This is a genomic window from Aureliella helgolandensis, from assembly GCF_007752135.1.
Lineage (GTDB): Bacteria > Planctomycetota > Planctomycetia > Pirellulales > Pirellulaceae > Aureliella > Aureliella helgolandensis.
Genome location: NZ_CP036298.1, coordinates 3,988,200 through 4,006,898 on the forward strand (window position 1 = coordinate 3,988,200; position 18,699 = coordinate 4,006,898).

14 protein-coding genes are annotated in these 18,699 nt (G+C 54.4%); 2 read left to right on the top strand and 12 right to left on the bottom strand.

Translation table 11 applies throughout. The features are described from left to right. Positions 1–90: 90 nt before the first annotated feature. The 3 genes from Q31a_RS14255 to Q31a_RS14265 all read right to left on the bottom strand — a co-directional run bounded on the left by Q31a_RS14255 (position 91) and on the right by Q31a_RS14265 (position 3,334). Positions 91–1,302, bottom strand: coding sequence for a glycosyltransferase family protein (locus Q31a_RS14255; RefSeq protein ID WP_145078931.1), 1,212 nt, complete (start codon positions 1,300–1,302; stop codon positions 91–93). Positions 1,303–1,316: 14 nt separating this feature from the next. After that, positions 1,317–2,162, bottom strand: a complete 846-nt coding sequence (locus Q31a_RS14260) for an HAD-IIB family hydrolase (RefSeq protein WP_145078934.1) — start codon at positions 2,160–2,162, stop codon at positions 1,317–1,319. 560 nt (positions 2,163–2,722) lie between these two features. Further along, complete coding sequence (locus Q31a_RS14265; RefSeq protein ID WP_145078937.1) at positions 2,723–3,334, bottom strand: TetR/AcrR family transcriptional regulator; 612 nt, start codon at positions 3,332–3,334, stop codon at positions 2,723–2,725. Between the two features lie 149 nt (positions 3,335–3,483). Here Q31a_RS14265 and Q31a_RS14270 point away from each other — a divergent pair, with 149 nt between their 5' ends. Then, positions 3,484–5,178 carry a hypothetical protein gene (locus Q31a_RS14270; protein ID WP_197356818.1) on the top strand — a complete coding sequence of 565 codons (1,695 nt, stop codon included), beginning with the start codon at positions 3,484–3,486 and terminating at the stop codon, positions 5,176–5,178. 92 nt (positions 5,179–5,270) lie between these two features. On the opposite strand, the gene Q31a_RS14275 is transcribed toward Q31a_RS14270, so the two are convergent. The 5 genes from Q31a_RS14275 to Q31a_RS14295 form a co-directional block, all read right to left on the bottom strand. Continuing rightward, the gene (locus Q31a_RS14275) at positions 5,271–5,771 is read right to left on the bottom strand and encodes a thioredoxin family protein (RefSeq protein ID WP_145078941.1); all 501 of its coding nucleotides are present in this window, start codon (positions 5,769–5,771) and stop codon (positions 5,271–5,273) included. Between the two features lie 446 nt (positions 5,772–6,217). After that, complete coding sequence (locus Q31a_RS14280) at positions 6,218–7,342, bottom strand: ABC transporter permease (RefSeq protein ID WP_145078944.1); 1,125 nt, start codon at positions 7,340–7,342, stop codon at positions 6,218–6,220. Positions 7,343–7,344: 2 nt separating this feature from the next. Next, entirely contained in the window at positions 7,345–10,104 is a 2,760-nt protein-coding gene (rbbA, locus tag Q31a_RS14285) for a ribosome-associated ATPase/putative transporter RbbA (RefSeq protein ID WP_145078947.1), read from the bottom strand. Continuing rightward, positions 10,101–11,129 (bottom strand): HlyD family secretion protein, encoded by a 1,029-nt coding sequence (locus Q31a_RS14290; RefSeq protein WP_231691199.1) that lies wholly within the window; start codon positions 11,127–11,129, stop codon positions 10,101–10,103. Before Q31a_RS14290 ends, rbbA begins: the two co-directional genes overlap by 4 nt. Before the next feature lie 284 nt (positions 11,130–11,413). Continuing rightward, complete coding sequence (locus Q31a_RS14295; protein ID WP_197356819.1) at positions 11,414–13,096, bottom strand: AMP-binding protein; 1,683 nt, start codon at positions 13,094–13,096, stop codon at positions 11,414–11,416. On the opposite strand from Q31a_RS14295, the gene Q31a_RS14300 reads away from it, so the two are divergent. Beyond that, positions 13,095–13,322, top strand: coding sequence for a hypothetical protein (locus Q31a_RS14300; protein ID WP_145078955.1), 228 nt, complete (start codon positions 13,095–13,097; stop codon positions 13,320–13,322). The genes Q31a_RS14295 and Q31a_RS14300 overlap by 2 nt on opposite strands. Positions 13,323–13,560: 238 nt before the next feature. Here the strand turns inward: Q31a_RS14300 and Q31a_RS14305 are convergent, their stop codons facing one another. The 4 genes from Q31a_RS14305 to Q31a_RS14320 all read right to left on the bottom strand — a co-directional run bounded on the left by Q31a_RS14305 (position 13,561) and on the right by Q31a_RS14320 (position 18,697). Next, positions 13,561–15,882, bottom strand: a complete 2,322-nt coding sequence (locus tag Q31a_RS14305; protein WP_231691200.1) for an alpha/beta fold hydrolase — start codon at positions 15,880–15,882, stop codon at positions 13,561–13,563. A gap of 9 nt (positions 15,883–15,891) precedes the next feature. After that, the gene (locus Q31a_RS14310) at positions 15,892–16,110 is read right to left on the bottom strand and encodes a hypothetical protein (protein ID WP_145078958.1); all 219 of its coding nucleotides are present in this window, start codon (positions 16,108–16,110) and stop codon (positions 15,892–15,894) included. Next, positions 16,107–16,463 (bottom strand): hypothetical protein, encoded by a 357-nt coding sequence (locus Q31a_RS14315; protein ID WP_145078962.1) that lies wholly within the window; start codon positions 16,461–16,463, stop codon positions 16,107–16,109. The genes Q31a_RS14310 and Q31a_RS14315 overlap by 4 nt, the downstream gene beginning before the upstream one ends. 920 nt (positions 16,464–17,383) lie before the next feature. Beyond that, positions 17,384–18,697 carry a DUF1552 domain-containing protein gene (locus Q31a_RS14320; protein WP_145078965.1) on the bottom strand — a complete coding sequence of 438 codons (1,314 nt, stop codon included), beginning with the start codon at positions 18,695–18,697 and terminating at the stop codon, positions 17,384–17,386. Positions 18,698–18,699 lie beyond the last annotated feature (2 nt).

An 18,699-nucleotide genomic window follows, 5' to 3' on the forward strand; every position in this document is an offset into this window, starting at 1 on the left:
GGCTTGCTCTGTTGGCGGAAGTATTGGAAACCAGTTCGCGGGCTATCGCGTACGCAACGTTCTCATCGGCTACAGGTCACAGATGCTGGGTCAGGCGTTGTCCGCTTCCACCGCTCCCAGAAGCTGCTCGTAGATGTCAGGTACGGCACTGGTCACGCGGGACCAGTTATGAATGAATGGGCTTTCGTCGGGACGATTGAGGAATTCATCGCCTGCTGCCACAATAACTCTACTGAATAGCTCAACGGTGGCTTCTTCCTGGTGACGATCCAGGGTCAGACCACTCATCACCGCATCGTTGTGGTAATGGTCGACCACATCCAATGCGGTTCGGTAGTAGCAAGCCTTAAGAGAGCGTAGCATGCTGCCGCTAATTACAATTCCTTCTACCGCCAGCTTGCGAATGAAGGCTTTGCAGATGTCAATCGCCATGCGATGGAGTCCGCCTGTACGGTCGTCTTCCGAGATGATCTGATGCTTATGGTCGTAGGCATCGGCAATATCTACCTGACAGATCCGATTCAGGTTGCAGTTGCGGTACATTTCAGAAAGCGTGCCGATCTCAAGGCCCCAGTCGCTGGGAAACCTAAGCGAGGTTACGACTTCGGACCGCATCGAAAACTCACCCGACAATGCGTAGCGAAAGCTGCCCATGTAGTCGAGATACTCAATGCGCCCCAACACTGTTTTTAAGGCGCGGATCAGCGGTATGACCAGCAGCCTGAATACCCGACCATTCAGTTTCCCGTTGGCAGCTCGGTAGTAATAGCCCTTGCAGAACTGATAGTGAAACGATGGATGAGCAAGTGGATACAGAAGGCGGGCGGGGATGGAGCGGTTGTACGTTAGGATGTCGCAATCATGCAGTGCAACAGCTTTGGATTTTCCGGAAGCTAGGAAGTAGCCCAAGCAATACCACACGTTGCGGCCTTTGCCGGGTTGCATGGGCGCAAGCCCTTCGGATTGCAGGGTAGCGTCCACATGCCGCAGTCGGGTGCCATCATTCCACAGCACCACGTAATTCTGCGGTAGTCTATCGAAGAATTTCTTGGCAGCCACGAACTGCTGTTCGTTGGCGCGATCTAGCCCGATGATAATTTCGCTCAAGTACGGAATTTTGGCCAGCTCTTCAACGATGGGCCCCATCGCCGGTCCTTCTAGTTCCGAAAACAGGCAGGGGAGCAACAAGGACATCGGGGTATCGGCTGAAAACTGAACCAACTCGGATTCAAGTTCTTCCGTGGATCGATTCCGAAGATTGTGCAGCGTTCCAATAATTCCGTTTTGCGCGAAGTCTGCCATGGTTTTCCATTTGGTCAGTCAAGGGGGGAATTTCGTTCATCGGCTGCAGCCGTATCGATGCGCAACAGCAATTTTGTGACAGCTGAGGCCCAGCCGGCAGCACCCAGTTCGGCGGCGACAATCCCACGCTGTGGGTCGACGTTGACTCCCAACCCGGCCGTCGTCGGAATGCCGATTGGTACGTCGGCCACATCCAACATGCTCTGGTCGATGGGACTGTCACCGATAGCCGCCAAGATAGTTTTAGCATCTGCATGCGACAAACGCACCGCGACTATCTGCATTGCCATGCCCTTGTTGGTTTGCCCGGCGACATGCCAAAATCGACCACCTTTGGTCAGTGATAGCTGGTGCCCGTGCAGTGCTTGCGCAAACTCCGACCGATGTTCCTCGGTGTCCTCCCATAGCAGGGGCTCTGTTCCCTCTCGCGCGAGTGCCAACTGGGCTTTCGCTTCAGATAATTGTGTTTCGTTGACAACGCCGCTCAGCCCCAGGTCGGCAAACGAACGGAAGCGATACCGTTGCTTGAGATCATGTAGCACTTTAAGAATGCGATCACGAGAGGTTCCGATGACTTCGATTTCACCTGCTTGGCGGCCGTGTTCCAGGCCTAGAACTTCGTCGCCCCAGTAAATGACCGATCCGTTTTCTGAGATGAAAGTGCTCCCTGAGAGCCCCAGTTCATTGGCCAGCTCGGTCATTTCTGGCACCGTCTTACTGGAATTCATGATCACAGGTACGCGCCGCGCGCGCAAGGTCTCAAGTGTCGCGCTCGCTGCCGACCAGTCATAGTCGTGCTTGTTCAGCAGGCATCCATCCAGGTCGGTGAAGACGATCAGTCGTGTTGCGGTTGGTAACATGCTGCCAAGTCTAAGCCAATGTCGAATCGTTCGCTACAAGAGGTCGATTCTTTGACGGAGTGGTATCCGAGATAAACTCGACATTTCTCTGGAAAATTCGAACGTGGCAGTTCTTGACAAATTTTGAGGAACGCGGCCGACAACAGCAATTTGGCCAATCAACATGATGGTGCGAATCGGCCCCGACGACACTCAATTTGGTGAAGCTCGGAGCCGCGCGTCGCGCTACACAGGCACTGGGAAAGGGACGCGATTCTGAGTGTGTGATTTGGTGAGCTAGTTACCCGACTGCGGAAGTCTGTTGCTATCTGGGAAGAGCGGTCATCTCGGCAGAAGTTGGATCTCCGCGATACTCGTACCTGTAGGACTGCGTGAAATCGCGTTTCGACCGATTTGAAGGCACATGCAGGTGGGGGGCTCGCGAAGCTTGGTAGCCAGCTCGTGGGCTGCTACGGCGTGCGTTCCCCGATGGCTCGAAGCATGAACCATCGTAGGTAATTGGATCAGACTATGTCTCGCAACCTCTGCTTGAGGAAACTCTGGGTACTAGCGGCCTTTCGTTATTTCAGAGTGACATTCTTCAGAAGTGTTTCCGCGATGGCTTTGGCGGCGAGTGCGGCTTCCTGCTCGGGGTTCATCAGATGTTGTGCGATAGCGCCAATGATCAGCAAAGTCCACTGCTTGGAAAATTCCTTGGGACTCGCAATTTTCGCAGCTGCGGCGATCTTTTCGATCTCTTGCTGAGTAATGAGGTAGTGTCGCGCTCCTGCCTTGTGCGCCGGATGATGCTTTAGTGGGTATTCGGTTACAGCCATCAGGAAGAGGCACCCACGAAACTGTTCACCCGTAAACCACTCGTGCATGACGTCGAAGATCGCCAACAGTAAAGCCATCGGATCGTAGCCTCCTCTCTCTCGAACCGCTTTTAGGAAGGCTTCGGTCTCCCATTCGTCTCTCAGCTGGATTGCCTTTTCAACCAGGTCGTCCTTGCTTTCAAAATGGTTGTAGAAAGTCGTCTTTGTCAAATCGGCTTCGGTAAGGATTTGTTCCAGGCCAACTGCATTGAATCCGTACGTGTAAAACAGGTCCGTGGCGACAAAAAGGATTTTTTCTCGAGTACTTCGGGGGGACTCGATCCCGGCAAATAGTTCGTGGCCCGACTTCTGATTCATTTCTCACCTATAATCCGATAGACAGCAGCTGTTTGAGAAGTTGACTCACGGTCAACCAAAAGGAAACTGGAGTAACTTATCTTTCGTGCACTCAGTTGTTACAAATAGTTCCCTCAACTCATTGCACCTGACGACGGAAGGGACACAAAATGATTTTAGCAGCTACTCATCGCACTTTCCTCTTGCTTTTTGTGGCATGCTCGATCGCTGCTCACCCGGCGCATCGATCGATGCTGTACGCAGAGTCACCGATTTCGGAATATTTTGACATAGGGCAGTTTGAACGCCCTGTACAGACCAAGTCGCCTGATGCTCAAATCTGGTTCAATCGTGGACTCGCGATGTGCTATGCCTTTAATCATGAGGAGGGAACCCGCTGCTTTGAGAAGGCGTTTGCAGCCGACCCCACGTGTTCGTTAGCTCTCTGGGGATTGGCCTACTCGCTGGGGCCAAACTTCAACAATATGGAGATTGGGGTGGAGCAGTTGTCTCGTGCTCAGATGGCCATTCGATTGGCTCAGTTGAGTGCTGGCAACGGTGATTCTGTAGAATTTGGCTTGATCAATGCGCTGGCAACGCGTCATGCAGCACTGGCAGATGGAAAGCGGAATGCTCATCGAGAATATGCCGATGCAATGCGAGAAGTCTATCAAGAACATGCGGACGACCCCGACGTCTGCACGCTATTTGCAGAATCCCTCATAACGCTGCAGCCTTGGAAACATTGGAGCAACAGTGGAGTGCCCGCTTCCGAAACGGAAGAGATAGTCCGCGTATTGGAATCCGCTCTCGAGCGATCACCGGAACACCCTGGGCTGTGCCATTTTTATGTCCACGTTCGAGAAATGTCGCCGACTCCCGGGATGGCAAGCCCGGCTGCGAACGTTCTCCGCGAGACGATGCCCGACGCGGGACATTTGGTTCATATGCCCTCGCACATTGACATTCAACTTGGGGAATACGAACAAGTAATTTTGGCCAATCAGAAAGCTATTGAAGCAGACAATAAGTTCGTCAAAGCTCAAGGCCGAGATAACTTTTACACCTACTACCGAATTCACAACTATCACTTCGCGGTGTACGGAGCGATGTTTGATGGTCAAAGTGAGCTCGCGAGCGAGATGGCACGAGCAATTCCCGATCAAATCCCTCAGGACATGCTCAGAACGCAAACCGATTTTTTGGATGCATTCATGCCCACCACGCTCCATGTGATGATTCGCTTCGGGCGGTGGGACGACATCTTGGGAGAGGAACAGCCTGAGGAATGGCTTCCTGTGAGTCGTTCGATATGGCATTACGCTCGTGGACTCGCTTACGCCGCCAAAGGCATGGTCTCGGAGGCCGAATTGGAGCAAAGGGCGTTCATTGCGAGCCGAAATAGGGTCCCGGAAACCAGCGTGCTGTTCAACAACACCTCACGCGAAATTCTTGGCGTTGCGGAATCAATGCTTGCCGGAGAAATTGCCTATCGACGTGGCGAACACGACGAAGCATTTGCGAAATTGCGTGAATCTGTCGAACGCGCCGACAGCTTAAACTACGACGAGCCCTGGGGTTGGATGCAGCCACCTCGACATGCGTTGGGAGCATTATTGCTGGAACAAAACCTGTTGGAGGAGGCGGAGGCCGTGTACTGCGCCGACCTTGAGCGACATCCTAGAAACCTTTGGTCCTTGCAAGGGCTTACCGAAATTCTTCGCAAGCAAGGCAATGCGAAGGAGTTGAGGCAGACCGAAGCACAACTTGAATCCGCATCGCGTCGCGCCGACTTTGTTGTCGATAGGTCGTGTTTCTGCCGGCTGAGCACCGACGAAAGTTGCTGTGCCCCGTCAGAACGATAGGAGGCCGCGTGTTGCCACAGCAATTTCCGAAGAGCATGTAGGAAAGCGGTGCAGTGGAGTCGATGGCGGTGTGGCAGACTTCCAATAGAAGCTCAGGGTGCAAGCTTTGAAATGTGTGGTTTTCCGAGCAAGGCAAGGAACTCGGCTTTAGTCATCGCCCCCCCGACTTGCTCGAGAACGTTGCCCTGGGCGTCTGCAATGATCGTGGTAGGTGTCTCATAAACTTGGTAGCGTTCCAGAGCCACAGAAGAGGGGCCGGGCTCACCGACGTCGATGAGTATCGGAGTAAAGCCGGCATTGACCACCGACTCGACCTGCTCATCAGCCCAGACCGTACGTTTCATGATTCGACAGGGAACACACCACTTGCCTGTGAAGAAGAGCACCATGGGCTTGCCGGATTGCGCCGCTGACAGCTTTGCAGCCGGATACTCCTCGGCCCATGCGATGTCGTTTTTCGGGACGTAGAAGCAATACCATGCGTAGCTGAGGGACACGACGAGGGTAACCCGCCAGAACCATCGCCAGAGCCATAGTGCTATGCCTGGTGACGACTGAGCTTTGCTCTCCGTGGCAGATAGAGTTTCTTGCATAATTTTCCTCGTTTCACAGTTAGTGGATTAGGGCTTCCGTAGATTCGATGAAATCTCCGCACCGAGAGGGGGCGGCTGCACCACGCTGGAGAACGCGTGTGCTTCTCTATCTTGGCAACCGCCAAACCGCAGTGCTGCCCGACACCGATAGGAAAAAAATGCATCCTCCCCTGTTCACCAGCATGGTGGGCAGACCGAACACCGGAACTAAGGGGCATTGACGGCCACAGCTCGGAATTTACTGCGTCGAGCGGCGACCTCTGCGATTTACCACCACTTCGCGTCGCGCCGGCCGGAAGCAATGATTCGATTATTCTGGGCCGCCAGGGGCAGCTGACAGCACATGGATGCATTAAGTCCGGAGCATCAATGTGCGGTTTTTCCGGACTCTCCGCTGCATAACCTGCCAGCGTTCTTGATCGATTCTGCCAGCCGGTTCAGGCTGCTCAACGACTGGCGATGGAACGACGAAAGAGCATTAAGGCAGCGGCAAAAAATGCGAAAGCCATGAGTGCCACTGTCACAAAGGACGGCCAGACATTGCCAAATCCTGCACCACGGTACATGATGGCTTGGGCCACACTCACGAAGTGCCGCGATGGGAGAAAGAACGTAATCGCTTGCAACCACGGCGGCTGGCTATCGATGGGAGTCATGCCGCCCGATAACATCTGCAGGGCAACAATAATCAGAATGACCAACATTGCGAACTGAGGCATCGTGCGCGTCACGGTCCCCAAGAAGACGCCCAGCGCCGTTGCAAAAAACAGGTACACAGCTACGCCGCTGAGGAACAATGGAATCGAGCCAGCTACCGGAACTTGTAGTGCGCGGACGATCACCACGTACACTGCGAATGTTGCTGCCAACAAAATCACGAGACTGTTGGACCAAATCTTGGCTAAAGCTATGTCCAGGGAAGTCAGTGGCATCACCAACAGATGTTCGATCGTGCCGTGTTCGCGTTCACGAATCAATGCGGCACCGGTCAGAATAACGGTCAACATTGTGACTTGATTTACTAACGCCATCAGGCTGGCAAACCATACTGGATTGCCATTAGCATTAAATGCGCGGCGTGTCACGAGCTCGATCGCCAGTGGAGTGTTGCGATCGCTGCGGGTCTGAAATCGACTAACTTCGCGCTGTACGATGGCCTGGATATAGTTGGCGCCAATGCCTGCCTGTGCCATGGCCGTCGCATCGATGTTGACTTGGATTTCCGTTGGTCGCCCCTGCACAATATGGCGTTCGAAGTTCGGTGGAATGCCAATCACAAACATAAAGCGACTTGCGTCCATGGCTGCGTCGACTTCGCCAGCTTCTATTAAAATCGGCTGGTTGAAGTTGGGTTCAAAAAAGGCATTGGCTAGTTGCCCTGAGAGTTGGGAACGATCTTCGTCGACGATTCCAAGCGATGCATTGTGTACGTCCGAAGAAGTGCCTCGGGCCTGCACGAAGATGGCTAGAGAAAACGAGTAGACCAGGAACGCCAACAGCACCTTATCACGTTGCAACGAGCGCAATTCCTTCGTCCCCAGCCAGAAGATCGAGCTTAGTCGCTGCCACATGGCTATTGCTCCTGCTTGCGTAGTGCTACAGCCGCCAGCAGCGTGAGGACGGGGAAGAAGGCGACCAGAGCCAGGAAGTCTCCCGCCAGCTGCGGTGCTGTCAGGCCTTTGGTGAAGGCGCCGACACTGGCATGCATGTAATAGGTTGTCGGCCAGAACACTCCCATCCAACGAGCCACGCCTTCGAGTGTCGAGACGGGCTGCATTAGCCCTGAAAACTGGATGGAAGGGAGGATTGTCACGATGGTCGTAACGAACACAGCCGCCACCTGGCTTGAGGTAAACGATGAGATGACTAGACCGATTCCTGTCACGGCGGTGATGTAGGCCACTGCGCAGGCGAGCAACATCAGGCCACTCCCCTTGATCGGCACGTCAAACAGAAATACATCCATTAACGTCAAGACTCCGAAACTGATCAGTCCCATGCCGATGTAGGGGAGTTGTTTACCCAGCAAGAACTCAAGCCGCGAAGTGGGCGTGACGTAGAAGTTCGTGATCGAGCCCAATTCTTTCTCCTTGACGACGCTCACAGCCATCAAGATCGAAGGGATCAACACCAAGAGGATCGCAGGCACGCTGGGGACCATGGCGTACACGCTTTCAAAAGTTGGGTTGTAGCGAAAACGCTGTTCGATACTCAGCATGGGACGAGCCATAGACTGCCCAGTTTGAAGTGCCAATTCCTGAAGATGTGACGCGTGCACACCCTGCACGTAGCCCTCAATTGTGGACGCTCGCGAAGGATTGGAGCCATCGATCCAGGCGGAAATTTGGGGGCTAGTTCCACGCCGCAGTTCGCGACCGAAGTTCGGTGGGATCTCGATGCCCAAGGAAATACGATTCTCCTTGAGCTGACGTTCCAAGTCATCTTGGCTCTCAAGTAGCGTCTGTTGCTGAAAATAGTTGGAACCAATCAAAGCACCGATGTAATCACGACTTTCCGGGCTGCGGTCTTGGTCAAGCACAGCGAAGTCGATCTTATTGACATCCATGGTGATGCCGAATCCGAAGACCAGCATCAAGAGGGCTGAGCCGATGAAGGCAAACCCCAGCCGCACTGGATCTCGCAAGATTTCCAAGCTTTCGCGATGGCTGTAGGCCAGGGCTCGCTGCGGACGAAACAGACTGGCGGTTGGCGGCGCACTCGAAGTGCTCGAGGTCGGTGTGAGGTTTGATGGGGGTAAATCGGTCTCGCTTGTCGCGGCCTCTGGTGCCTCAGCGGCTTGGATGTAGGCGATAAATGCTTGCTCCAAACTTCCCGTGCCCCGCGCATCGGCCAACTTGTCAGGCGCGTCGCAGGCGAGCACCTTGCCCGCATGCATCAGTGAAATTCGGTCACATCGCTCTGCTTCGTTCATGAAGTGCGTTGAAATGAAGATGGTCACGCGTTCTTCACGAGACAGACGCGCTAACAATTCCCAAAACTGGTCTCTAGCGATGGGATCGACACCAGATGTTGGCTCGTCCAAAATGAGCATCTCAGGGCGGTGAATAATCGCCACTGCCAGAGACAGGCGTTGTCGCACGCCGAGCGGAAGCTGCGCGGCCAACTGGTCCAACCAGGGCTTCAATCCGAATTGTTCGGTCAATTGCTCGATGCGTGTCCGTCGCAGCTTTCGTGGCAAATGAAACAAGCGCGCGTGAAGCCACAGGTTTTGGCGGACCGTGAGTTCACTGTAAAGCGAAAATGACTGGGACATATAGCCAACGCGGCGGCGTACCTCCAAACTGCCAGCCTCGACCGCTTTTCCAAATAGGCTGGCGTGCCCTTCGCTGGCTGGTAGCAAGCCAGTCAGCATTTTCATGGTCGTTGTCTTGCCACAACCGTTGGAACCGAGGAAACCAAAGATCTCACCTCGCTCGATTTCAAAGCTGACATTATCGACTGCCACAAACGATCCGAAGCGGCGGGTAAGGCCTTCAGCACGAATCGCCAACTCGTTGGCGTCGGTTCGCCGCGGCGGGATGTGGAGACTGGCTCGTCTCCCGTCCGTGCTTTCAGGCAGTAGGCTGACGAACGCCGCTTCGAGTGAGTCGCTGCGGGTTTGTGTCTTGAGTTGCGAAGGGGAACCGGTCGCGAGGACTTTTCCGGCGTGCATGGCGATCAGCTGATCAAAACGGTTCGCTTCATCCATGTAGGCTGTCGACACAAGCACGCTCATCTGCGGTCGCTGGCTGCGGATATCGTCGATCAGTTTCCAGAACTGCTGTCGCGACAATGGATCTACGCCGGTAGTGGGTTCATCCAGCAGGAGTAGATCGGGGTCGTGGATCAGAGCGCAGCACAGTCCGAGTTTCTGTTTCATACCGCCGGAGAGTTGCCCCACGAGTCGGTCTGCAAAGGGAGTGAGCCCCGTGGCTGCTAGCAGACGGTCAATGCGTTGCCGTCGTTCTTGTTTGGATTGTCCGTACAAGCGCCCGAAGAAATCCAAGTTCTCGAACACGCTCAGTTGCATGTAGAGATTTTTTCCAAGGCCCTGTGGCATAAAGGCGATGCGGGCGCAGACCGTATCGCGGTGCCTACGCTCGCCAATGTCACCTCCCAGCACGCGAATGCGTCCAGCTTGAATGATTTTGGCACCAGCCACTAGGCTCATCAACGTTGATTTCCCAACCCCATCAGGGCCGATCAAACCAATCATTTTTCTACTGGGCACATCGAGTGAAATGTCTGCTAACGCGACCGTTTTGCCAAAGCGGTGAACGACCGACTCTAGGGTGACCACGGGCGCTCCGGCAATGTTGCCAGATCCGCTCATGGCGATACCGCTGCTGGCGGCTCGAACGCCGGCGGTTGATCAGGAAACGGAGGTCCAATGAAACTGGGCCATTCAGCCAGCGGATCCACTTGGATATAAGCTACGCCGCGAATGCCGGTTTTAATGCGTTCCAGATAGGGTTCGACGCGCTCTGGAGGCAGCTGCACTTTGACTCGGAACATCAGTTTATCGCGTTCGTCGGCCGTCTCGACTTGCTTGGGAGTGAATTGCGCTTCGGGTGCCACAAAGCTCACTTTTGCACGGGCGGCGTACTGCGGAGCCACATCAAAGACCACGCGAGCTTGGCTGCCGATCGCGGTACGTACTGCCGCATCCGCAGGCAGATAGACCTCCATGTAGATGTCGGTTAAGTCGAGCAGCGTGATGATTTTGCCACCGGCTGGAAGCACCTCTCCTTTGGCAGCTAAACGGTACAGCACGCGACCGCGCGTCGGCGCGTACAGCGAGGCGTCGGCAAGTTGCGTCTCGATTTGCTTGACCTGCGCAGCAGCCGCTTTGACGGCGAACTCTTGGGTTCGAAGTGCCGCCTTGGCAGCTCCCAAATTGGCTTGAGCCACCGCCAAGCCGTTGATTGCGGTCTCGTATTCTGCTTCGGCGATGGAGTTGCTCGCCTTAAGCTTCTCTGAGCGTTCGGCTTGTTTCTTGGTTAACGTTAGATCGCTTTCGCTCTTGGCGATATTGGCCATCGCTTGGTCGACCGATTGTTCGACTTCCGCTAGCTGGGCTTGCGCCTGAGCCAAGGTGGCCTCGAGCTGGAGTGTGTCCATGCGGGCAATCAACTCTCCCGGTTCTACCAAGTCGCCTTCCTTGACGAGCAATTCCTCAATACGTCCCGCGAACTTGGTAGCCACGTCGACTTGGACAGCCTCGATGCGTCCATTGCCCATAGCGATTCCTGCTGGCAGAGGTTCGGGTTGCTGCGCAAGCCACAACCGCCAAGTAGCCAGCACAACCGCCACCAGCACGGTTAGCAGCAACAATCGTTTGATGGTGGTTAGCAGCATGGGTGATTCTGCCTTGCGGCGAGCTTCCTGAGCCTTTCGAATCCGCATCCAAGAGCGGCTAAGGCCTGCACTCCAGCGAACCCAATCAACATACCAGTAATGGTGATTCACTCCTAGCCGCAGATATCTTCCAACCGTCAATCCCAGCAGTGGATCGGGGCCATGCGCTGTTTGTCTTGAGTCAGTAGAACCTGTGCTCAAATCCTATCAAGTTAACTTCTCGCATCGAATCGCCACCCAGAACTCTGTTTAGCGCTCCGTTTTCAAAACGAGCTAACCCGGGATTAATGATTGGAAGAGGCAGATCTTTCACAAGCAATTTCTCGGACTTGGCCCAAGTCAACCTTGCCCATACTGGTAAGCGGGATTGTTTCAACGTGAACGAAATCGTTAGGCCGAGGGAGCCATAGGTTGGGGAGTCCCTGTTTCGAAAGCTGAGCAATCACTTCGCTGGGCGTGTGTTGTCCCAAGGTTTGGTAGACGACGATCAGCCGCTCCCCCTTTTTTGCGTCTGGGATCGCGGTCACGACAACGGGTGTTTCGGTAATTGGCACTTCGCCGATCGGATGGCTAGAATCCGCTGAATCGGATCCCGTTGCGGGACTAGCAGTGGCAGTTGACGAGCCTTCCAGAACAACGGTGGCGATTAGCTGTTCGATGCGCTCGTGTGGCACCGTTTCGCCACCAATCTTTGAAAAACGGCTTTGTCGCCCGGTAATTGCGATGAATCCTTCGTCGTCGATACGCACGAAGTCTCCCGTGTTATACCAGCCATCTCGAATGACTTCGGAAGTTTTCTCTGGATTGTCCAGATAGCCTAGCATCACGGTTGGGCCCTTCACCTGCAGCAAACCAATTTGCCCAGATTTTTCCTCTGTGAGCGTCTCTGGATCGACAACTCTCACTTCTACTCCGGGGACCGGCCGACCGACGGTGCCTGGCCTGCTTCCTTCGACAGTGGGATGAAGCGACCGATGAAGCGGAACGTTGACTGCCACCCAGGGGGAAAGCTCCGTTGTGCCATATCCTTCGACGGGAGTTGCTCCGAACTTCTCCGAAAACGCGACGGCGAGGTCTGCTTCAAGTTTTTCCGCGCCAACAATGGCTAGGTCAAGTGTCTGAAAATCTTCGGCTTTGCAACGCCGGAGATAGAGACGCAAAAATGTTGGCGTCGCAAACAAAACCGTCACGCGAGATTGCGCCGCAAGTTTGCTGATCGCTTTGGTGCTGAACGGATCGTAGTGATAAACGACCGCCATATCGCTCATCAAAGGCAACCACAATGTTCCCGAATAACCAAATGCATGGAAGAAGGGGAGAATCCCCAGCGTGACATCGTCTCGATCAATGCGATAGAGTTGACGAATAGCGTCGACGCTGGCCAATACATTCTTGTTGGAGAGCATCACGCCTTTGGGCGGACCGGTCGTTCCCGAGGTGAACAGCACGGTCATGAGGTCATCGTCTTTGAGCGAATTCAGTTGAAGAATTCGCTGCAATAGAAACAACGGCATGCAGTAGGCTTGCAGGGCAGCAATCAGCTTGTCGAACCATGTTGCCTGTTTTTCCAGATCCTCCATGAAGATCATTTTGACCGCCGGCAGTTCGAGCGGTTTGCGTTTCAAAAATCTTTGGCTGGTGATGACGTGCGTTATGCCACATGTGCGGACACAGTGCTCAATTTGCTCCGCAGTCAGGGCATAGCTCAGGTTAACTACGACTTTTCTGTTTAGTCCAATTGCCAGATTTGCCAGTACCGCTCCCGCCGATGGTGGGAGTAGTACTCCGATCATGGATTGCCGTGCATCGACGACTCCCGCACGCCGTATTAGCCGCGACAGTACCAGCGCAGCCAGCAGCAGCATCCCACCGGACAAGCGTTTGTCGGTCGAATCGCCAACCTTCGGCCGAAACATTCGCCGGCGACAGCCGCTCAGAAACTCGTGGATGGGTGTTGGAGTACTCATGCGATTCATCGATTCCTATTTGGGCTGCAAGTCGACCGTAGTTGTACTCGTCATGAGTTCCATCGAGACCTCTGCAAATTCCGAAGTCCAACGCTCGCTTTGCCAAATGATTATTGCAAGTTGTGTGCCAGATGCCCCTGAGTGGCTGGGGCTAGCTCAGCCCGAAAACGACGCAGGTGATCTGGACCGTACCGCATGTGTTAGAACACGCGGTTTATTCGCTTAAAGGCAAGTGACGGAGTCTGTCGGGCGCGTTTCGGGGTGCACCTCCAGCGTAGCGGTTGCTCATTTTCAGAGTCGCTGGCGATTGGTTGCGAAATGAATCCAACCACCACGTGAGGCGAGGGGGGCTGATGGAGGTCACCATGCTCTCGCGGATGGGAGCGGGCAAACGACTAAATCCGCCTGGTCTGTTGGAACGGCTTGGAGGTGCGATGCCGCACACGAAGCAGCCGGATGAGGACTCAACGAATCGGTTCCTTCAGGTGTCTGCTGAAGAACTGTCCGGCCGTTTCCATCGCTTCGTCGAACCAAATCTGCTTGACGGTAAAGGGATGAGGGGCGTCCTTAAGAACGGTTACGCCGTTTTCGATGCCGAACTCCGTCATCCTCGCTCGGAACTCGGCTGCACGCGTGCTGGGACTGTCGTTCTCGCCGGTGATCAACCAGCATGGTGGGTCGGCTTGGTCCAAATGCACAAGCGGTGATGCAAGCCGATACGTTTCGAGTTGGTCCTGCTGTGAGCCGCCGAGGAATTGCCTCCAGATGCCTCCTCGATTTTCATCGGCGGAGATGTCCCGCGTACGCTGAGACAGGAAATCGGTTTGCCCGTCCATCGGTACCACAGCCTGAATCGCACTGGTGAATTGAGCGTTGCCCCCTCCGCCTTCCAATTCAGGGACTCCCGCAGACGTCGCGAGCAGAGCAGCCAGGTGTCCACCGGCGGAATGACCAATTGCACCGATTCGTTCGGAGTCGATGCCGAATCGGTTCGCGTTGGCTCGCAAGAATCGAACGGCGGCTTTGCAGTCTTGGATCTGTGCTGGGAACTGGGCTTCGCCGCTGAGTCGATAGGAAATCGACACTGCTACAAATCCCTGGGCGGCCAGCGCTTGAGCAACTTTCCGATGATTAATCTTGCTGCCCTTCTGCCAGCCACCACCATGAATACAAACAATCGCGGGCAGGTCGCCCCAAATGCCTTTCGGACGATAGAGGTCCATTTCGAGCGTTCGCTCTCCGTAACGTGCATAAGTCACGTCCAACTTCTCATCGAGAGAGTCCAAGCTTGTTTGCGGAATAACCGTGTTTCCGTCGGCCAAACCTTGCGGAGGAATTTCTCCAGCAGGCCGAGCATCGAATTGCATTTCCTCTTGGAACAGGATCGCCATTCCCCGCAACTTTTTTAGGATCTCACCATTGCGTACGAGATTCGTTTCACCGGGGTCGCTGGCTAGGTCGTACAGTTGGAGGCTTGGATTCAGGTATAGTTTCCAGTTCTTCCAGCGAACGGCGGACAGCGTACCCTCACTACCGTGATAGAAAAATGCGTCGTTGTACTCTACGCGACTAATGATTGGTGACCATTCCCCAGCTGGATCCCATCTTCGACGTAGAGGGACCAAAGCGTTTAGCGACATCTTCATTTCCGGGGAAGGTACGAATTCCGTTTCGCCCGTTAGCAATGGGCTGATGTCGCGGCCGTCGATGACGTGTCCTTCGGGAACTTTGATGCCTGCGAAAGTGGCGAGCGTCGGGTACCAATCCATGGCGCGTACTACCGCAGAAGATTCCACTCCCGTCTGCAATCCGAGCGCCGGTCCCCAGGCGATCGCCGGCACGCGAATGCCGCCCTCGTACGTAGAGAGCTTGCGACCGCGAATTTTCTGTTCCGGCGTTCTTCCTGGCCCCCGTCCGTTGTCGGATGCGTAGATAACGATCGTGTGGTCGTCGATCTTCTGCTCTTTCAGCGAATCGAAAATGCGACCAACATTCTGGTCGAGCTCCTGGATTGCATCGCCATATTCACCCCAATTCGAGCTGCCCTTGAACTCGTCGCTGACCCCGAGCGGATTGTGCAGCATCGTGTGCGGCAGGTAGAGAAAGAACGGGGTGTCCTTGTTCTGCTCGATGAAATTGATCGCTTCGTCCGTGTAGAGCTGGGTGAGCTCGGCGGGGGCGGCCGGGCATTTGACAATCTCTTCATTTCGCAACAGAGGAACGCCGCCCTTGTCCTCAAAATAGAGGACTTCTACCGGGTCCAGATTATGCAGTAGTCCAAAGTAGTGATCAAAACCCTGATTGCGCGGCAGTAGCGGCTCTGCAAAACCTAGATGCCATTTGCCGATGCACGCGGTCGCGTAGCCATTGCTCTTAAAGAGTTCGGCAATCGTTAGCTCGTCAGGATGAATACCTGTCCGTGAATCGGCGCGATGCACCCAAACATGGTTGCCAACGCGGCGTGGATAACATCCGGTTAATAGCCCCGCGCGCGACGGGCTACAAATAGGAGCGGCAGCGTAGTAGTCCGTCAACCGCGTCCCCTGTTCTGCCATTGCATCAATTCGCGGTGTCTCGACCTCGGTAGCGCCGTAGCACCCGAGATCGTAGTAGCCTTGGTCATCAACAAAGATGAAGACGATGTTTGGCGGAGTTGCTCGTTCGGCTCCAGACGCAGGGACGCATCGTCCGAACAGCGAGAGGGCGAATAACGTCATCCACAGGGTGCGACACAAATTCAGTTGACTCATCATAAGTCCAAGGGGCTGGAAATTGTAAGGTTTCACCGTCGTCCGCTATTGTTGAGGGGCTAGGAGAGGTTCGCCGCCTCTGCCCGAGATAACATAGCGATCAGCTCCCTCTGCGCGGATCTGATCGAGTGTCGACTGCACGCGGTGGGCAATGGCGGGATATTGATCAATCCGGCTATTGGTTTCACCTGGCTTTGGTTTGTTACGTCGAGTCATCTCTTCCTCCGAAAAGAGTTTACCTTGGCATGAGGACAAGTGTTTCATGGTCTTACACTCGCTTTGACCGCGCCAACAGCTACCGAGCTGTTGCCAATCATTGTTGCACGTCTGGAGTGATGCGTAGCGTTGGCAAATAACTTGGCAGAAAAGTTGTCGCTGTTGGCGGTGGCAGTGTGCGAATCGAGTAGATCAGGTCCAACGACTAGTTGTAGCTTCGCAATGGCCTTGAGGATATGGACCCTCTGGCTAAATTCCGTCTTCTGCATGATCGCTTGCGGCCAGCGAACAATGAGCGGCAATCTGACTCCGCCTTCCCCGATCGTATGCTTTTCGCCACGAAAGCTACCGCAGTTGTGGTCGGCTGGCGTCGAGCTTGTGATCTTCGATTCCGCCGACATCCCCTACCATGTCCTTGGTGAAGATGACGCCGATGTTCGGACACTTCTGAGCTGAAGTCCGATACGGCAGGCGTGAAGGAAATAAGAAAATCGTTAGCTACCAGTTTCGATTCACCAGTATGGTGTGCGTTTGGAGCGGACCCGGTATGGGTGCGATTTACAATTGGCTTTGAAAGTCCGGTTGTCGCCGCAGTGCTCCCCAAACGTGACTTTGCTAAAGCCCTGCACTGCAGGTGCAATCATTGGTCCGCACGGAACTTATATGTTGAAGAGGGGGGCCAGCCCAGCGGCACCAATTTCGGTGGAACAATTTGTGAAGCAGGTTGCCCTAGGACGGAACACCCGCTATTCGCCGCCGATTGTTGTTGGGGGCGAGCGCAGTGACAAGAGGATGACGGGAGTCAGTAGTGCTCGTCTTCCTGAACTTGATTCACGGCTTTACATTGAAGACATGCTGACACCGCCAGTCGCGGTATCGACAACCAGAGTCTTCTCCCTGATAAATGAGACAAAGGCACATCCGCAAGCCCTCCTCACTTAGAGGCAAAAGAATCTCCGGGAAAGGCCGATCGGAAGCATTTAGCAGTAGCCGAGCTGCGGGTGCTGAAAGTCTCCTTCCCGAAAATCGGGCTTTAGACTCTCCTATCTCAAGGATCATGACCAATTACGCATTTGACTCACCGGGCTGTTGATTTAATAGCGCCTTGAGTTTTAACGTGTAGGTCGCACCCCTAATCGCCCTGAAGTGGCGACCACCTATCCTTGCTGACCGGGCTTTTGAAATAGTAACCCGCCGCGTGAGCAAGGGGAGATAACCTCCGCTACAAGCCAATTAAGGATGATACCTCCGCATTAAAATTCAAATTGCGATTAAATCAACAGCCGGTCACGCAACGGGATACTCTTTCAACAAGCCGTTCTTACACGGGCTCTAAACCTCGGAAAGTGCCTGTACTGGTTGCAAATCGGTCGGTTTCAATACCTAATTTTTGTAGCATTGAGACAAACAGATTGGGCAGCGGATAATTGTTTTCGGTATCAAAGGCTAGATGCTGGCCATGTCGGAAACCTCCACCGGCAAACAAGACCGGTAGATTGGTTGTGACGTGAGTGTTGGCGTTTCCGAGGTTGCTGCCATAGACGACCATCGTACGATCGAGCAACGAGTCGGAGTCTTCCTTCGCATCTTTAAGATTCGCGAACAACTCGTCCAGCAGTCGCATATGCCAACTGTCGATTGCTTCGAGCTGTTTCTTCTTTTCCTCGTTCTTGCCGTGGTGGGAAAGGTTGTGGTAGCCGTCAGTGATCTGCGTTCCCTCCACGTCGATGGCAGGTGAATTGACGCTGTCAAGCATCAGCGTGATTGCGCGTGTCGAGTCGGTTTCGAACGCCAATCGAGCCATGTCATACATCAGTCGCACTTTATCCATGTAGGCTTTGGGGTCTTCCGGGTTCACTGGAGCTTCGCCTCGTGGTTCCGGCTTGGGCACATACTCCCATGCCTGTGCGGCCTCGAGTCGTTGTTCCAATTCGCGCACGCCGGTCAAGTATTGGTCCACGCGATCACGGTCTTTGGGGCCCAGTTTTCGTTGGAGAGATTGCGTTTGGTCGGCGACAGCATCCATGATGCTTTGACCTAGGCTTAGCCGCTGGACTTGGGAACGCACTTGATCGGGCGTACCCTGTAGAAATAGTTGTTGGTAAACCGAAACCGGATTCTCTTCGCAGGGAATCAGTACGCCAGCCCCGGTCCAGGACAAGCTTCGAAGTCCTCGTTGTATATTGACTCCCAGCGTCATCGATGGAAATCGAGTCAGATGGCCAATACGTTCTGCGATGTACTGATCCAACGAAATCGTGTTGCGAAAACCGCCACTCCCGGGATGCGGAGCCGCTGTCAGAAAACAAATGTCCGCCGGGTGACCTCCATCGACATCCGGATGCCACACACCGCTGAAGACCGTGAAATCGTCGCGATGCGGTTGCAGTGTCTGCAAATAGGGCGATGGCACGTAGTCCGCACCTGAATCGGTAGGGAAGAAGTTTTCGGGAAGCAGGCCTAGATTGTTGCAAATACCCAACATGCGCCGAGGCACGGTTTTCTCCGCTGCCTTTTCTGCTGCGGATAGGAATGCGGGACGCATTGCATCCAGCAGAGGCAAGGCAAGGCTAGCACCCAGCCCTCTCAACAGAGTACGACGAGGCAGTGCGATGTTCTTGATTAGCGTTGGCATAA

What these genes read in the sequence shown, in the direction of transcription:
- Q31a_RS14255 (WP_145078931.1), bottom strand. Translation starts at nt 1,302, where the DNA reads ATGGCAGACTTCGCGCAAAACGGAATTATTGGAACGCTGCACAATCTT.
- Q31a_RS14260 (WP_145078934.1), bottom strand. Translation starts at nt 2,162, where the DNA reads ATGTTACCAACCGCAACACGACTGATCGTCTTCACCGACCTGGATGGA.
- Q31a_RS14265 (WP_145078937.1), bottom strand. Translation starts at nt 3,334, where the DNA reads ATGAATCAGAAGTCGGGCCACGAACTATTTGCCGGGATCGAGTCCCCC.
- Q31a_RS14270 (WP_197356818.1), top strand. Translation starts at nt 3,484, where the DNA reads ATGATTTTAGCAGCTACTCATCGCACTTTCCTCTTGCTTTTTGTGGCA.
- Q31a_RS14275 (WP_145078941.1), bottom strand. Translation starts at nt 5,771, where the DNA reads ATGCAAGAAACTCTATCTGCCACGGAGAGCAAAGCTCAGTCGTCACCA.
- Q31a_RS14280 (WP_145078944.1), bottom strand. Translation starts at nt 7,342, where the DNA reads ATGTGGCAGCGACTAAGCTCGATCTTCTGGCTGGGGACGAAGGAATTG.
- rbbA (WP_145078947.1), bottom strand. Translation starts at nt 10,104, where the DNA reads ATGAGCGGATCTGGCAACATTGCCGGAGCGCCCGTGGTCACCCTAGAG.
- Q31a_RS14290 (WP_231691199.1), bottom strand. Translation starts at nt 11,129, where the DNA reads ATGCTGCTAACCACCATCAAACGATTGTTGCTGCTAACCGTGCTGGTG.
- Q31a_RS14300 (WP_145078955.1), top strand. Translation starts at nt 13,095, where the DNA reads ATGCGATTCATCGATTCCTATTTGGGCTGCAAGTCGACCGTAGTTGTA.
- Q31a_RS14295 (WP_197356819.1), bottom strand. Translation starts at nt 13,096, where the DNA reads ATGAGTACTCCAACACCCATCCACGAGTTTCTGAGCGGCTGTCGCCGG.
- Q31a_RS14310 (WP_145078958.1), bottom strand. Translation starts at nt 16,110, where the DNA reads ATGAAACACTTGTCCTCATGCCAAGGTAAACTCTTTTCGGAGGAAGAG.
- Q31a_RS14315 (WP_145078962.1), bottom strand. Translation starts at nt 16,463, where the DNA reads ATGTCGGCGGAATCGAAGATCACAAGCTCGACGCCAGCCGACCACAAC.
- Q31a_RS14320 (WP_145078965.1), bottom strand. Translation starts at nt 18,697, where the DNA reads ATGCCAACGCTAATCAAGAACATCGCACTGCCTCGTCGTACTCTGTTG.